The organism is Halomonas sp. GXIMD04776, from assembly GCF_049808615.1.
Classification (GTDB): Bacteria; Pseudomonadota; Gammaproteobacteria; order Pseudomonadales; family Halomonadaceae; genus Modicisalibacter.
Genome location: NZ_JBNCAN010000003.1, coordinates 15,663 through 31,538, shown reverse-complemented (window position 1 = coordinate 31,538; position 15,876 = coordinate 15,663). Strand labels below are relative to the sequence as shown.

General features: G+C 59.8%; 9 protein-coding genes and 1 CRISPR repeat array. Of the genes, 6 read left to right on the top strand and 3 right to left on the bottom strand.

Annotation, left to right across the window (positions count from 1 at the left end; translation table 11 throughout):
* Positions 1-29: 29 nt before the first annotated feature.
* Both ACPF7Z_RS02495 and ACPF7Z_RS02490 read right to left on the bottom strand, forming a co-directional pair.
* Positions 30-1,895 carry a PHA/PHB synthase family protein gene (locus ACPF7Z_RS02495; protein WP_425191581.1) on the bottom strand — a complete coding sequence of 622 codons (1,866 nt, stop codon included), beginning with the start codon at positions 1,893-1,895 and terminating at the stop codon, positions 30-32.
* A 236-nt stretch (positions 1,896-2,131) separates the two neighbouring features.
* Complete coding sequence (locus ACPF7Z_RS02490; RefSeq protein WP_425191580.1) at positions 2,132-2,563, bottom strand: DUF29 domain-containing protein; 432 nt, start codon at positions 2,561-2,563, stop codon at positions 2,132-2,134.
* Positions 2,564-2,815: 252 nt separating this feature from the next.
* Between ACPF7Z_RS02490 and cas1f the strand changes: the two genes are divergently transcribed.
* The 6 genes from cas1f to cas6f all read left to right on the top strand — a co-directional run bounded on the left by cas1f (position 2,816) and on the right by cas6f (position 11,278).
* Positions 2,816-3,793, top strand: a complete 978-nt coding sequence (cas1f, locus tag ACPF7Z_RS02485) for a type I-F CRISPR-associated endonuclease Cas1f (protein WP_425191579.1) — start codon at positions 2,816-2,818, stop codon at positions 3,791-3,793.
* Complete coding sequence (gene cas3f / locus ACPF7Z_RS02480) at positions 3,790-7,206, top strand: type I-F CRISPR-associated helicase Cas3f (RefSeq protein WP_425191578.1); 3,417 nt, start codon at positions 3,790-3,792, stop codon at positions 7,204-7,206. Before cas1f ends, cas3f begins: the two co-directional genes overlap by 4 nt.
* 191 nt (positions 7,207-7,397) lie before the next feature.
* Positions 7,398-8,690, top strand: coding sequence for a type I-F CRISPR-associated protein Csy1 (gene csy1 / locus ACPF7Z_RS02475; protein WP_425191577.1), 1,293 nt, complete (start codon positions 7,398-7,400; stop codon positions 8,688-8,690).
* On the top strand, positions 8,683-9,651 hold the full coding sequence (gene csy2, locus ACPF7Z_RS02470) for a type I-F CRISPR-associated protein Csy2 (RefSeq protein ID WP_425191576.1): 969 nt from the start codon (positions 8,683-8,685) through the stop codon (positions 9,649-9,651). Before csy1 ends, csy2 begins: the two co-directional genes overlap by 8 nt.
* A gap of 16 nt (positions 9,652-9,667) precedes the next feature.
* A complete protein-coding gene (gene csy3 / locus ACPF7Z_RS02465) occupies positions 9,668-10,705 on the top strand; it encodes a type I-F CRISPR-associated protein Csy3 (RefSeq protein ID WP_425191575.1) in 1,038 nt (345 codons plus the stop codon).
* Positions 10,706-10,708: 3 nt separating this feature from the next.
* The gene (cas6f, locus tag ACPF7Z_RS02460; protein ID WP_425191574.1) at positions 10,709-11,278 is read left to right on the top strand and encodes a type I-F CRISPR-associated endoribonuclease Cas6/Csy4; all 570 of its coding nucleotides are present in this window, start codon (positions 10,709-10,711) and stop codon (positions 11,276-11,278) included.
* A 129-nt stretch (positions 11,279-11,407) separates the two neighbouring features.
* A CRISPR array of direct repeats spans positions 11,408-14,797; the repeat unit is 28 nt; unit sequence GTTCGCTGCCGCCCAGGCAGCTCAGAAA.
* 55 nt (positions 14,798-14,852) lie between these two features.
* Here cas6f and ACPF7Z_RS02455 read toward each other — a convergent pair.
* Positions 14,853-15,875 (bottom strand): hypothetical protein, encoded by a 1,023-nt coding sequence (locus ACPF7Z_RS02455; RefSeq protein ID WP_425191573.1) that lies wholly within the window; start codon positions 15,873-15,875, stop codon positions 14,853-14,855.
* Position 15,876: the final 1 nt, after the last annotated feature.

The window sequence follows — 15,876 nt, the reverse complement described above, 5'->3', positions numbered from 1 at the left end:
TCTCCTTGACTGATGAAGATGCTCGGTCCTCAGCGTTCGAGCACGTAGTGCCCTGGGGCGTCTTCCAAAGGTGCATATCCTTTCTTGTCATTGCCCATACGAGGAAGATCACTCTGGCCGCTGGAATGTTCGAGCAACCATTGATGCCATTCCGGCCACCAGGAACCCTCGCGCTCTTCCACCTCGTCGCGCCAGCGCTCGGCGATGACGTAAGGCGCATCGGCGGGCTTGTCGGCGATCTGATAGACCCGGTGGCGATGGCCGGGCTCGCTGACCACGCCGGCATTGTGGCCGCCGCTGGTGAGCACGAAGGTGGTGTCGCCACCCAAGTGCAACTGATTGCGATAGACCGAGCGCCAGGGGGCGATATGATCCTTGCGGGTGGCTACCAGGAAGCTCGGCAGGGTAATGTCATCCAGCAGCACCGGCTGGCCATCGGCCCGGTAGCGACCCAGGGCCAGGGCGTTGTCGAGATACAGCCGACGCAGGTATTGGGCGTGCATGCGATAGGGCATGCGGGTGCCGTCGGTGCTCCAGGCCATCAGGTCGATGGTGGGCATGCGCTCGCCCAGAAGGTACTCCTGCACCATCTTCGACCAGATCAGGTCGTTGGACTGCAGCAGTTGAAAAGTGCCTTTCATCTGCCAGTCTTCCAGGTAGCCCTGCTCGCGCATGGCGTCTTCCAGGAAATGCACTTGGCTTTCGTCGATGAACAGCTCAAGTTCCCCGGGTTCGGTAAAGTCCGTGAGGCTGGCGAACAGGGTCAGGGAGGCCAGGCGATCATCGCCGTTGCGGACCATGATCGCCGTGGCAATGGAGAGCAGCGTGCCACCAAGACAGTAGCCCACGCCGTGAATTTTATGCCCGGGGACGATGGCATTGACCGCGTCGAGGGCTTCCATGATGCCGAGCTTGCGGTAATCCTCCAGGCCCATGTCGCGCTCGTCGCTGCCCGGATTCTTCCAGGACACCATGAATACCGAATGGCCCTGCTCCACCAGGTAGCGCACCAGGGAGTTCTCCGGTGACAGATCGAGGATGTAGTACTTCATGATCCAGGCCGGCACGATCAAAAGCGGCTCGGCCTGTACCTTGTCCGTGGCGGGGGCGTACTGAATCAGCTCCATGAGCTGGTTGCGGTAGACCACCTTGCCCGGGGTAACGGCCACCGTCTCTCCGGGGGTGAAGTGTTCTGCCCCCACCGGCGGCTGACGGCGTGCCATGCGTGCGGCGTCCTCCTGAAAATGCACGGCGCCTTCCAGCAGATTGCGCCCGCCATACTCCGCAGTGCGCTTCAGTACCACCGGATTGGTGAACAGGCTGTTGGCCGGCGAGAACACGTCGAGCCACTGGCGGGTCATGAAGTTGACCACGTCCTCGTGATGGTGATTCATGCCCGGAACATCAGAGGTCGCGTTATGCCACCACTGCTGAGTGAGCAGGAAGCTCTGGTGCATCGCATTGAACGGCCAAGTTTGCCATGCACCATCCTTGAACCGGTCGTCCTGCTCCGCCGGCTCGATGCAGTGTTCGTACTCGCCCCCATGCAGCATCGCCCCGGGCAGGTAGCCGGCGAATTGAAAGACGCTCTGCTGCGCCTCGAGGGCAAGCGCCGCCTGCTTGCCCGGCGACAGCGCCAGATGCATCCACCAGTCGCTGTAGGCTTGCAATAGCGAGGCCGGCGATATCCCGGCAGTCAGCCGCGCGATGGCGGCATGGGTCTGCTGGTTCCAGCGGGTGAGGGGGTCCGTCGGTGCGTCCGTCGGCGGTACCGCCTCGCTTTCGGAAACATCGGCAATTGACTCATCGGGCTCACGTACCTCGGGGGCGAGGGGACGTTTAGGGGAGTTTGCGGTGCGTGACGCGGGGGGATTAACGGCGGTGTCCTTGGCCATGTTGCCTCCTTGATTCGGGGTCCTCTTATAGCGTAGACGTTGAGGCTGACCCTGCACCGGCTCAAGGTATACGGCATTGTAACCGTGTCTGATCTAAACTTGGGGAAGCCGAATAAAGGGTGTCATCGCGAGGCTTCATTCGGCGTTATTGAAAAGAGAATGTTGTGTGATTCCGACTGGGGCTTGAGGGATGGTGGCATTAGCTATTAATGACTGAAATAGCGAAGCCCACTGATTCAGTTGGATTCTGGCACGAAGCTCATCGCGTCCGCGAAGCTGTAGAGAGGCATGGCGGGAAAGACATCGATTTCTCTTTCCGTTTCAATGGCTGCTGCGCGGCGAGCATCCTCGTAAGCCACTTCAACGATTTTATCCAGCGATGCTTTCAAGCTCGGGTTGTCGTTGAGAAGTCGAGCCGCTTTCGCCTGCGCATCGATGATCGAGATACGCTCGCTGTGCAAGCGCCGCTGGGGTTGGTGGTCCCACTTCAACAAGTGCATGAACAGGCGCGCCAGCTGGCTTACCAAGGCGCGTCGTTCTCCCTTGCCCACGCTTTCGATTTCCTCGGCGATATGCTCGATATCGATTTGGTCGAGTTTACCGGCACGCAAAAGCGACGCCTGCTCCAGAGCCCAGGCATAGGTATCCTGATCGTACTGCGCCTGCATCTTGACGCTTCTCTCCTAACCATGCTCGCGGAACATCGCCGTGGGGAGCACGTAACAATCCATGATGCATCAAGCTAGAGAAGAGGACGAGAGTGAATCTTCTCGGTATGGAATATGCCTTATCTAGATTCGATATTCATTTCAAAATGTGAGGCTCGAAACATCTCTTTTTCAGCACTTCGTATCGAGACCGATAAGCATATGATAGCCGCAGATTGAGTATAAGAAAGCCTAGATAAACCGGAGAGTAGCATGGACGACCTCTCGCCCTCATCGCTCAAGACAATTCTGCATTCCAAGCGAGCAAACCTTTATTACCTTCAGCATTGCCGCGTGCTGGTCAACGGCGGTCGGGTGGAATATGTCACCGACGAAGGGCGCCAATCGAAGTATTGGAACATTCCCATCGCTAATACCAGCTCGATACTGCTGGGCACCGGCACTTCGATCACTCAAGCCGCCATGCGCGAACTGGCCAAGGCCGGCGTATTGGTCGGTTTTTGCGGTGGCGGCGGCACGCCGCTATTTTCCGCCAACGAAGTCGACGTTGAGGTTGCCTGGTTCAGTCCACAAAGTGAATACCGGCCCACCGAGTATCTACAGTATTGGGTAGGCTTCTGGTTCTACGACGAGATGCGCCTCGAAGCCGCCAAACACTTCCAACTGGCGCGCCTCTCAAGAATCGAAACCCATTGGCTCGATAGCAGGCCATTACACGACGCCGGTTTCACGATCTCGAAAGACCACCTGACCTCAGCGCTGACGCACCACCGCCAGGCCATTGAAAAGGCACCAAACACCACCGATTTGCTGACCCTGGAAGCACGCTTGACCAAGACACTGTTCAAGCTGGCGGTGCAGGCGGTGAACTACGGCGATTTTACACGAGCCAAGCGCGGCAGTGGCACGGACCCCGCCAATCGTTTTCTCGATCATGGCAATTATCTCGCTTATGGCTTGGGCGCCACCGCGACCTGGGTGTTGGGTATTCCCCACGGCCTAGCCGTCTTACACGGCAAGACCCGGCGAGGCGGACTGGTGTTCGATGTAGCGGATCTGGTCAAGGACGCGGTCATTCTCCCCCAGGCGTTTATTTCCGCCATGCGCGGCGATGAAGAACAGGAGTTTCGCCAGGCCTGCATCGAAAGCCTCACCCGTAGCGAATCCCTGGATTTCATGATCGACACCCTGAAGGATATCGCCACCGACTTGGGAAACACGCAGCCATGAACGTGCTGATCGTCTCCCAGTGCAACAAGAATGCCCTCAAGGAGACCCGGCGCATTCTCGATCAGTTTGCCGAACGGCGCGGTGAGCGCACCTGGCAGACGCCCATCACCCAGGCAGGGCTGGATACGCTCAGAAAATTGCTGAGAAAGAGCGCGCGCAAGAATACCGCGGTGGCCTGTCACTGGATTCGTGGCCGCGACCATAGCGAACTGATGTGGATCGTCGGCGATGCCAGCCGCTTCAACATGCAAGGCGCCGTGCCCACCAATACCACTTCACGAGACATTTTACGTCGCACCGACGAGAACGATTGGCATAGCGGCGAGGATATCAAGCTGCTGGCCACCTTGGCCGCATTGCTACACGATTTGGGCAAGGCCAGTGTCGCTTTTCAGTTGCGGCTAGAAGGAAAGCTGGAGGGCAGGAACCTCTATCGTCACGAATGGCTGTCGCTGCGGCTTTTCCAGGCGTTTGTCGGCGAGGATGACGATGAAGGATGGCTCCGGCGCCTGATAGAGCCACCGGCGGATTTCGCCGACAGCTGGATGCGCCATTTGCAACGGGATGGATTAGACGCCGAGAGCATGACGCCTTTTACCCGGCTGCCGCCGCTGGCCCAGGCGGTGGGATGGCTGTTGCTTAGCCATCACCGTCTGCCGTTGAAACCCGGCGATAATCCCGAACGTCTGGGCGGCAAGTTGAAAGGGCTTTCCGCCAGCGCCCTGGTCGATATACCCGGCATGCTGACCCACCAATGGAACGAGGCTTGTACCGAGACCGATCCTGAGCGGCTGACGCCTTACTGGCAGCTGGCCGGCGAGCTGCCGGTGGCAACAATCAAGTGGCAGCAGCAGGCGGCCCTGGTCGCGGAAGGGCTTCTCAAGCGGTTGCCCGGTCATGCGGAGCCGCTGCTGGATAATGCTTACGTCATGCATCTGGCGCGGCTATGTCTAATGCTGGCGGATCATTATTACTCCAGCCTGGATAATCCTCGTCATGACGATTGGGTGCGCGGCGATGTGAACTATGCGCTTTATGCCAATACAATGCGCAAGCCTGGCGAGTTTGACAAAAGAGAGCCTAATCAAAAGCTCGACGCCCATCTCCTGGGCGTGGCGCGTTTCAGCAAGGAAAATGCCCGCCATCTCGCCACCTTGGCTGATCATCTGCCGCGGCTGGCACGCCACAAGGGCTTTCGTCGGCGCAGTGGACATCCGCGCTTTCGCTGGCAGGATCGCGCCTTCGATCTTGCAGTTGGGCTGCGTGACAAATCATCTGATCACGGTTTTTTCGGCATCAATATGGCTTCCACCGGCTGCGGCAAGACCCTGGCCAATGGTCGTATTCTGTATGCCCTGGCGGACCCGCAGAAAGGCGCGCGTTTCTCCATTGCCTTGGGGCTGCGCACCCTGACCCTGCAGACCGGCCGCGATTACCGCCGACAGATGCATCTGGGCGAAGACGAGCTGGCGATTCGCGTCGGCGGCAGTGCCAGCCGCGCCCTGTTCGAGCACTACGAGGCGGAGGCGGAAAGGACCGGCTCCGCGTCTTCCCAGGACTTGCTTTCGGATGACTCTCATGTGCTGTTCGAGGGAAATTTTTCCGAGCATCCGATCCTCAAGCGCGTCGCTCATGATGCCACGGTCAAGAGCTTGATCGCCGCGCCGATTCTCACTTGCACCGTGGATCATTTGATGCCCGCCACGGAAAGCGCCCGAGGTGGCGGACAGATCGCCCCCATGCTGCGACTGATGACCTCCGATCTGGTGCTCGATGAAATCGACGACTTCGATATCAATGACTTGCCCGCGTTGACGCGGCTGGTGAACTGGGCGGGACTGCTCGGTTCTCGAGTACTGCTTTCTTCCGCCACGCTGCCGCCCGCCCTGGTGGCGGGGCTTTACGATGCTTACCGCGCGGGGCGCGCGGTTTATCGGCGTAATCGCGGGGAACCAACCGGGCGAACCCCTAGCGTTTGTTGTGCCTGGTTCGATGAGAACGCAACGCTTGCGCAAGGCTGCAGCGACCGAGCGAGCTTCGAAAGCGCCCACCGGCAATTCGTGCAGAAGCGCTATCAACAGTTGGCGAAGGATACGATTCGCCGCCGCGCCGAAGTGGCGGAATGGATACCGTCATCGCGTCAGCCTCAGGAGATACGCCAGGAGCTGGCCGCGCAGCTGCGCGAATACGCCTTGGACCTGCATTGCCGGCACGGCGAGACGCTACTCAAAAGCGCCAAGCGCGTCTCCTTCGGCTTGATCCGCATGGCCAATATCGACCCGCTGGTGGAAGTGGCGCTGTCGCTTTACCGGCTCGGCGCGCAGGAAAATGTCCAGATCCACTTGTGTGTATATCACTCCCAATATCCGCTGTTGATGCGCTCGGCCATCGAGCGGCAGCTGGATCGCACGTTAACGCGCAAGGACCCTCAAGCGGTGTTCGAACTGCCGGATATTCGGCGCCGTATCGACGCCTCACCAGCTCGGGATCAGCTGTTTATCGTGCTGGGTTCGCCGGTCACCGAAGTGGGGCGGGACCACGATTACGACTGGGCGATCGTCGAGCCCTCTTCAATGCGCTCCTTGATTCAACTGGCTGGCCGGGTACGTCGTCATCGCCCGGCACCTTGCGAAACCCCCAATATCCTGCTGCTCAACCGCAATCTGAAAGCGCTTGAGCATCCCGATGGGCGCTCGCCGGTATTTATACGCCCCGGTTTCGAGACCGAAGCGCATCTGCTGCAAAGCCATGAGCTGATGACGCTGCTGTCGCCGGAACAGCGGGACATGATCGACGCTCGCCCGCGTATTCTGCCCCGCGAAACGCCTGAGCCCCGCCGCAATCTCGTCGACCTGGAACATGCTTGCCTGCAAGAAATGATGGTTGCTCCGTCAACTACAAGCACCGAAGAAACGCCGGTTTTGAGTGAAGAAGAGCTAGCGAAGCTCTCCAAGCGCAAGCGTCAGAAATACCTGGCCGAAGTAAGTGGCTCCACTGCTGCACCAAGCCTGGGGGCCTACAGCTGGTTTGCCATGCCCCGCTTGCCGCTGACCGGCGTGATGAGCCAATGGCGGCCCTTTCGAGAGAGTACGGGTCAGGAAGAGGAACTGGTGCTGCTGCCGGATGAGAGCGGCGAGCAAGCGCTCCTTCATCGCGTTCACAAGGAGCGCCCTCGGGATCCGGATCTATTCGTTCAGTGCGAGGCGAATCTCCAGCGTATCGAACTGGAACAAGGCCCAGGTATCCGGCCCTGGGGGCAGGAGGACTATCTCACCGAATTGTCCGAGCTGGCGGAAGCTCAGGACATGCTTCTCGATGCCTGTGCCAGGCGTTTCGGACGGCTGACCCTGCGGACGCTGAAGGATGGGGGGCTGTGGCGCTTTCATTCAGCGGTCGGGTTTTCGCAGCAGTAAAAGGAAGGAGCCGGCCCAGGGCCGGCGGCTCGCTGCCTGTGCGGCAGCATGATGTCCCCAAAACAGGAAACGATAATTTTCTGAGCTGCTCTTGCGGCAGGATTCAAGAATAGCTATCTTGCATTGCAGTTGCTAAATTTTCCCTTTACCCATAAACATGAAACTATAATGGAATATAATTCGGAGGATGAATGGATAAGGCGCATCGCAGCGGTGAAATTCGCCAGCTAATACAGGCGTTTATCGACGAACGACTGGCCGGCAAGCTGGAAAAGCTCGGCCCGGACGATCCCAAGCGCGAGGCGCTTATCGAGCAATTCGGCTTCGAGGTCTGGATTAGCGATGCCGCGCGTCGGGTCAGCCAGTTGCAGGTAGTGACCCATGCGCTGAAGGCGACCCATCCAGACGCCAAGGGCTCCAGCCGTTATGTCGAGCCCGCCGCTTTGCCTGAAATTCCCTTGGTCGGAAGCCATTTACTGCCCGAGGATTTCAGCGGTGATGTCGTGGGCAATGCGGCGGCGCTGGATGTTTATAAGTTCCTCAAGCTGCAGCACGGGGGGAAATCGCTACTGGAACTGGCATTGGAAGAAGATACGGCATTCAGCGCTGCCTTGAGCGACAACCCAGGCCAGGCGGACGAGTGGGCCAAGGCGTTTGCCGACATTACCCAACCCAAAGGTATTGAGGCCTCGCATACACGAGCCAAACAGATTTATTGGCTTGCAGGCGACGACCCTACTGATGATGAGGATTTTCACTTGCTGGCGCCGCTGTATGCCACTTCCCTTGCACACCAGGTATTCCTGCGCATCAATGCCGACCGTTTCGGCGAAGCCGCCAAGGCCGCTCGCCAGGCACGGCGAGACGACAAGCCTGCCGAGACCGGCTACAGCGATTACCCGAATCTGGCCGCGCAGAAGTTAGGCGGTACCAAACCGCAGAATATTTCCCAGCTCAATAGCGAGCGAGGCGGCAACAACTACCTGATGGCTTCCCTGCCGCCCAAATGGAAAAGCCAAGGCGTCAAAGCGCCCTTGCATACCGATTCCGTTTTCAAGCGCTTCGGTCACCGCCGTGAGGTGCGCTGGTTGCTAAAGGGGCTAGTGCGCTTTCTTGCGACTGATCCACCCGAGAATCACCACACCCGTAACCGCGTGGATGGTTATTTCGATGCACTGATCGATGAATTAATGCTGTTTGCCAGCGAGTTTCATGTACTGGCGCCGGGTTGGTCCGCGAATGCGGCTTGTCGCTTGCCACAAGAGCAGCAGCTATGGCTAGACCCCCGGCGTGGTGAAGAAGAGGCGGATTTTGCCAACCAGCGTGAGCAAGGCGAATGGCCGGAAAAGATTCGCGAGGCCTTTGCCCGTTGGCTCAACCAGCAACTGGTTCGCCTGGGCGTGGGAGACAACGAGTACCTCGAGTGGAAGGCGCGGTTGAAACGCAAGCTGGATATTTTGCAGGAGGAACTGCCCCATGTCTGATGCCGCTACCAAAGCGCTGCTGGTGCTGCCGCATCTGCGGATTCAAAACGCCAACGCCATTTCCAGCCCGATGACCTGGGGCTTTCCCGCCATGAGCGCTTTCATCGGCTTCATGCACGCGCTTGAGCGCAGGCTGCCGGAATCGCTGAAGCTGCAATTCAACGCCATCGGCGTGATCTGCCACGACTTTGAAACCCAGACCCAGCAAGGCTACGTGCGCACTTTTCATCTGACGCGCAACCCCGTCGACAAGAAAGGCGAGACCGCGGCAATCGTCGAGGAAGGGCGCATGCACCTCGAGGTCACCCTGGTGCTGGCGGTAGAGGGTAAAAGCATTCATGACGCCGACACCGCTCAGACCGTTATGGAAATCGTCGCTGGCATGCGCATCGCCGGCGGCAGCGTCATGCCGGCTCTATCGGGGCAGCGCCGCTATCAGCCAGCGCTGGAAGTGCTGGGCGATGACGCAAACGATAGACAAGAGCGCTTTCGTCAGCTCAAGCGTCGCTGGCTGCCGGGGTTTGCCCTAGTGCTGCGCGATGATCTCTTGCAGGAGCATCACCAAGAGCGTCGGCAGGCGCAGCAGGATAGCACCTTGCTGGATAGCTGGCTGGATCTGTCGCGGCTGAACTGGGAGTGCCACCAGACCGCTACCGAGGATGAAAACGGCAAGCAAAAGACCGAGGTGGAATGGCAGGTACGCAAGAAGCCCGGCTGGCTGGTGCCGCTACCCGTGGGCTACGGCGCGCTCACCGAGGTTTCCGAGCCTGGAGAAGTCGCCAGCGCCCGAGACGAAACCACGCCATTTCGTTTCGTCGAAAGCCTGTATTCCATCGGTCAGTGGATAAGCCCTCACCATCTGAACTCGCCACAGGGCTTGCTCTGGTATGTGGATAACGACCTGGGGCAAGGCCTTTATCGCCTGAATAACGACTATCAAACGCGCACAGAGCGCGCTTAACGCAAGGAGCCTTGACATGGCCAAGAACGATACTCTCAAGACCGCTTCCGTACTCGCTTTCGAACGCAAGCTCGATCCTTCAGACGCGCTGATGTTCGCCGGTCAATGGGAGCAGCGCGACGACATGCAAGAATGGCAACCCATCGCCATTCGCGAAAAATCCGTGCGCGGCACTATCTCCAACCGCTTGAAGGCTAAGGATCAGGATCCCGCCAAACTGGATGCCGCCATTGAAAATCCCAATCTGCAGACCGTGGATGTCGCCACCCTGCCAAGCGATGCGGACACGCTAATGACCCGCTTCACGCTTCGGGTCTTGGGTGGCGCCGGCAGGCCTTCCGCCTGCAATAACGCTGACTACCAGGACAAGCTGAGCGAAACGGTAAAAGGCTACGTCAGCAAGCAGGGTTTTACCGAGTTGGCGAAACGCTATGCCTATAACCTCGCCAATGGGCGCTTTCTGTGGCGCAACCGCATGGGCGCCGAGCAGATCGAGATTCGTATCAACCTCGTGGAGCAGGGCCAGGCCACCAGCAGTTGGACCTTCGATGCGCTTACGCTTTCCTTGCGCGGCTTTGAAACCACTCAAGCGACTCAGTCGGGCCTGAAGGAGCTGGCGGATCAGATCCATAACGGCCTGAGCGGTGAGCGTCATGTACTACTGGAAGTTGTCGCCTTTGCCCGAATTGGAAAAGGGCAGGAGGTCTTTCCTTCTCAGGAACTGATACTTGATCGTGGGCGCGGCGACAAGAGCAAGACGCTGTATCAGGTCAATGCTATTGCTGGCATTCACTCGCAGAAACTCGGCAATGCCATTCGCACCATCGATACCTGGTACCCGCTGGAAGAGGGTGAGCATCTCGGCCCCATTGCCGTCGAACCCTATGGTTCCGCGACCACTCAAGGTAAGGCGTATCGACAACCCAAGCAGAAAGCCGATTTCTACTCCCTGCTGGACGGCTGGATCATCAAGGATCAGGTACCGCCGGTGGAGCAGCAGCATTTCGTGATGGCGACGTTGATTCGCGGCGGCGTGTTCGGCGAAGCGGGGTAAGCCATGAACCACTACATCGATATTCGCCTACGGCCTGATCCGGAATTCCCGGCGCCAATGTTGATGGGGGCGCTCTACGCCAAGCTGCATCGAGCGCTTTTCGATTTCGACACCGATGATATCGGCGTCAGCTTTCCCGAACATAAAAGCGGAGTGCAGGCGCGCACTTTGGGAGAGCAACTTCGTCTCCACAGCTCTCGCCAACGACTCGAGCGACTGATGGAGAGCGAATGGTTAATCGGCATGCGCGATCACGTCGTATCGAGCAATGTGCAAGCGGTACCCGAAGGGGTGAGGCACGTCGCGGTGAAGCGTCGCCAGTTCAACACCGGCGGCGAAAGCCGCGCCACGCGTTATGCCAAACGTCATGACATAAGCCTGGAGGAAGCGCGACGGCTATATGCCACACCGGCGTCGCGTCGCATTGAACTACCGTTCGTACAGCTCAACAGCCGCTCGAGCCAGCAGCGCTTCTGCCTGTTTATCGACCACGGCAAGCCGCAAAAGGAACCCGTACAAGGCACGTTCAACCATTACGGCCTGAGCCGCCATGCCACGGTACCCTGGTTTTGACCCTTTTTTCTAAGAGATGAAAGAAGGGCAATAAAACAACAGCTTAGCGGCGCCGTCACGAAAAGGGTGGTGCCGCGTTTTTTACAGGAGGCTCTTTAAAAATCAGATTATTAGCGTTATTTTTTTCTTGTTCGCTGCCGCCCAGGCAGCTCAGAAATTTACGTAGGTTCCCGTGCTTCCGGCAAAATGGTTCGCTGCCGCCCAGGCAGCTCAGAAAGTCCTGTAGCTGCCACACGTTGTCCTCTTCGCGTTCGCTGCCGCCCAGGCAGCTCAGAAAGCATCAACGCGCGCACCAATCATCGTCTTGAAGTTCGCTGCCGCCCAGGCAGCTCAGAAACTCAAGCTGCCAGAGGACGAGATTGGAATTTGGTTCGCTGCCGCCCAGGCAGCTCAGAAAAACAGCGTTCGCCGCACGGACGACCACCTTGTGTTCGCTGCCGCCCAGGCAGCTCAGAAAACCGATAGATTTAAATGTGATACATACCTATTGTTCGCTGCCGCCCAGGCAGCTCAGAAAGGATGGAAAACGGATGAGGTGCCCAGCGTTACGTTCGCTGCCGCCCAGGCAGCTCAGAAAGTGTAGGCCAACAGTTCTTCGCAGCTGTTTGATGTTCGCTGCCGCCCAGGCAGCTCAGAAATCAACCTAGTCTGGTGCGTGACGAGGACAAGAGTTCGCTGCCGCCCAGGCAGCTCAGAAACTGATGCCGTCAAACGAACGTCCATGGGGATTGGTTCGCTGCCGCCCAGGCAGCTCAGAAATATGAGAAGCCGACCTCCGATAAAGTCGAGTTGTTCGCTGCCGCCCAGGCAGCTCAGAAATGAAGGATTGGCTGGTCGAGGACGACGAGATAGTTCGCTGCCGCCCAGGCAGCTCAGAAAGAATAAGGGTGACGCCATCCCCGAACACATCAGTTCGCTGCCGCCCAGGCAGCTCAGAAAACGAAACAGCGATCAATCAGAACGCCAGCAATGTTCGCTGCCGCCCAGGCAGCTCAGAAAGTTAGTCGCCGTGATGGCGCCGGTGTTTTTATGTTCGCTGCCGCCCAGGCAGCTCAGAAACACGACTCACGCGGCAACCAGGCCTACGGTGCGTTCGCTGCCGCCCAGGCAGCTCAGAAAGAATTGCTGGATCGCGGAGGGCCAATGCTCTCGTTCGCTGCCGCCCAGGCAGCTCAGAAACGCATCCGCTGGATGGAGTGCATTTACATGAGGTTCGCTGCCGCCCAGGCAGCTCAGAAATACATGGCGCAGTACCTGCAAGAGATCGCCGAGTTCGCTGCCGCCCAGGCAGCTCAGAAATGGATAACTACCGGCGCGAGTGGGACGAGAAGGTTCGCTGCCGCCCAGGCAGCTCAGAAATTCATGAAACGAGTCATGAATGGCTGCCAGCCGTTCGCTGCCGCCCAGGCAGCTCAGAAATGCTGAAAGGATGGGCGCCGGATTGCGTCATTGTTCGCTGCCGCCCAGGCAGCTCAGAAATACCGGCAGCGGGAAGGTTGATTCGAGAGCGGGTTCGCTGCCGCCCAGGCAGCTCAGAAAAACCCCGGGCGCACTACCACAAGCAACGAGGAGTTCGCTGCCGCCCAGGCAGCTCAGAAAATCGCCAGCGGCCAGCTCCACTTCGCGGTAGTGTTCGCTGCCGCCCAGGCAGCTCAGAAACAGATGAAACCAGTGCAGCATGCTGCCATTCGGTTCGCTGCCGCCCAGGCAGCTCAGAAACGTACCTTGCCGTCGAAGCGGGCGGGGGTGACGTTCGCTGCCGCCCAGGCAGCTCAGAAATGAATTAGTCCGATGCGCGGCCATTAATCAGAGTTCGCTGCCGCCCAGGCAGCTCAGAAATTGAAGCGACCTGATGTCAGTGCCTCGGCACGGTTCGCTGCCGCCCAGGCAGCTCAGAAACGCACCACCCTCGCCCACGATATCGGCATCGAGTTCGCTGCCGCCCAGGCAGCTCAGAAATGGAGGCGTCTATACGACTCAGCGATGAGATCGTTCGCTGCCGCCCAGGCAGCTCAGAAAAGCTGGAGGCTGGTGACATGGATCTCGTGTTCGTTCGCTGCCGCCCAGGCAGCTCAGAAATTTATCAGCTGGATGCGGGCTTCTTTCTGGCCGTTCGCTGCCGCCCAGGCAGCTCAGAAACTGGGATGCCGTCACGGAATCTATAGGTGCAGGTTCGCTGCCGCCCAGGCAGCTCAGAAAACCTCATGGATGCCATCGACGATCTCCGCGAGGTTCGCTGCCGCCCAGGCAGCTCAGAAAAGCAATGCACGAGTTGCGGCATCCATTTCCAGGTTCGCTGCCGCCCAGGCAGCTCAGAAAGAAAAGAATCGCTCATTAGCGAGGAATGCTCGGTTCGCTGCCTCCCAGGCAGCTCAGAAACGCCACCTGGAATTACCACCGTGATGGTCATCGTTCGCTGCCGCCCAGGCAGCTCAGAAACCGAGCACGAGGCGATGCCGGTTGTTGAGGCTGTTCGCTGCCGCCCAGGCAGCTCAGAAAGCATGTCCGCGTCTACATCCTGAGCCACACGCGTTCGCTGCCGCCCAGGCAGCTCAGAAATGGAATTCATTATCGGGTGCAGCTATAACAACGTTCGCTGCCGCCCAGGCAGCTCAGAAATTATCCGCTACCTTCATTGAGGATTTCAATCCGTTCGCTGCCGCCCAGGCAGCTCAGAAAATACGGGCAATGACCGGATGGCTGCACGATCCGTTCGCTGCCGCCCAGGCAGCTCAGAAAAACGGTGAGGGCGCGAGGGAATTGGAACGGTCGTTCGCTGCCGCCCAGGCAGCTCAGAAAACCGGCGACGAGCTCGGCACCGGCTGGCACGCGTTCGCTGCCGCCCAGGCAGCTCAGAAAGTAGGTGCCGCCCGTCTTGCTCTCGACGGTGAGTTCGCTGCCGCCCAGGCAGCTCAGAAAGCGTCGAAGTCGAGCAGAACAGCCGCAAGATCGTTCGCTGCCGCCCAGGCAGCTCAGAAAATTGAAACCTCAGAACAGCCCTGTCCCGTAAGGTTCGCTGCCGCCCAGGCAGCTCAGAAAAATATGGGAAGCCACACCCACACTGGGCGTTTGTTCGCTGCCGCCCAGGCAGCTCAGAAAGTCGCCGAGACATCCGAGATTTACCCGGCACTGTTCGCTGCCGCCCAGGCAGCTCAGAAAAGCTCGAGACGGAAAAGGTCACAGCATATTTTGTTCGCTGCCGCCCAGGCAGCTCAGAAAACGCCGGGAATTCAACGCTGCCGTTTGCCCAGGTTCGCTGCCGCCCAGGCAGCTCAGAAATTGTCAGCTTTCGCTTATGAGGTTGCGCGTGAGTTCGCTGCCGCCCAGGCAGCTCAGAAAATCATGTTGGCCTGAGCCTGACGAGCCTGCTTGTTCGCTGCCGCCCAGGCAGCTCAGAAAAGTCGACGTCAAAGCGGGAGGCAAGTAGATCCGTTCGCTGCCGCCCAGGCAGCTCAGAAATCCCGTCACCACATTCCTCGCAGGCATCAGGCGTTCGCTGCCGCCCAGGCAGCTCAGAAACTACGCTGCGCAGCCACAGGCGCGGGGCCTCGTCCATTGGCAAGGCCCCCACCCCTCACGCCGGCACGGCGTAGAACAGACAGTCGCTGCGGGCGATCTCGGCGTTGGTGGTGGCCATGAACAGGCGCAGGGGGCGGCGGGTGTAGAGCCGGCCGTCGCGCTCGCAGAGCAGCTCGGCGATGCGCTCGATGCCCCGGGCATCGCGGGCCTGCAGGTTCGCAAGGCCGCCGTCGCCCAGCCAGCCGAGGCAGGTGTCGGGTGGGGTCACGCCGCGGTTGTGGGCATCGATGCGTGCCCAGAGGGTGACGCCTGTTCCGGGCTCGGGCTCGCGGGCGTAGGCGATGCCGGCGTCGGGGGCCAGTTCCACCCGCAGCGGATGGATCAGCACGTCGAGGTTGGGCGTGGAGGGCAGGGCCGCCAGGTCCGGCCACTCGGCCAGCCGGTGATAGACGGCGCTCGCCACCTCCACGGCCGCGGGGTCCCGGGCGCCGCCGCACTCGAGGGTGAGTATGGGGCAGTCGGCAAGGGGCGGGTGAATGAGTGGAATCTCCATCAGGCTACCAAGCCGGAAGTCGGTGACGATCAGCTGGTCGCAGAACCGTCCCGCCAGGCGCTCGAGCCTTGGGTCGCGTCGGGTGGCGACGGCGAAGGATGGCCCCTTGCCCGAGGTGTTGTGCAGGTCGATCACGCATTCGGGGGCCCAGGCGGCGATGTCGTGGGTGATCGCCTGGGCGAGCGCCCCGGAAACGTCATCGAAGGGCGGCTGGAAGCAGCGGTTGAGGTCGCGCTCGCCCGGGACGAAGCGCTGGGTGAACAGCGGCGGGGCCAACGCCGCAGCGACATTGGCGACCAGCACCGCCAGTCGGGTCCGGGGTCGCGGCCGTTCGGCGAGCCAGCGGTGCAACGCCAGCAGACCGGAGGGCTCGTTGCCGTGCAGCAGGGTGGTGACCACCCGGCAGCGGCGGTCGTCGTCGCCGGTCAGCACGATCCAGAAGGGGCCGCCGAGCGAGGCGAGCCAGGTCGCCACGTCGTCGTGGTTCGGCGGGGGATCGGTGAGGACAGGGAGGGAGACAGCCACG

What these genes read in the sequence shown, in the direction of transcription:
- cas3f (WP_425191578.1), top strand. Translation starts at nt 3,790, where the DNA reads ATGAACGTGCTGATCGTCTCCCAGTGCAACAAGAATGCCCTCAAGGAG.
- csy1 (WP_425191577.1), top strand. Translation starts at nt 7,398, where the DNA reads ATGGATAAGGCGCATCGCAGCGGTGAAATTCGCCAGCTAATACAGGCG.
- cas1f (WP_425191579.1), top strand. Translation starts at nt 2,816, where the DNA reads ATGGACGACCTCTCGCCCTCATCGCTCAAGACAATTCTGCATTCCAAG.
- csy3 (WP_425191575.1), top strand. Translation starts at nt 9,668, where the DNA reads ATGGCCAAGAACGATACTCTCAAGACCGCTTCCGTACTCGCTTTCGAA.
- ACPF7Z_RS02490 (WP_425191580.1), bottom strand. Translation starts at nt 2,563, where the DNA reads ATGCAGGCGCAGTACGATCAGGATACCTATGCCTGGGCTCTGGAGCAG.
- csy2 (WP_425191576.1), top strand. Translation starts at nt 8,683, where the DNA reads ATGTCTGATGCCGCTACCAAAGCGCTGCTGGTGCTGCCGCATCTGCGG.
- ACPF7Z_RS02495 (WP_425191581.1), bottom strand. Translation starts at nt 1,895, where the DNA reads ATGGCCAAGGACACCGCCGTTAATCCCCCCGCGTCACGCACCGCAAAC.
- cas6f (WP_425191574.1), top strand. Translation starts at nt 10,709, where the DNA reads ATGAACCACTACATCGATATTCGCCTACGGCCTGATCCGGAATTCCCG.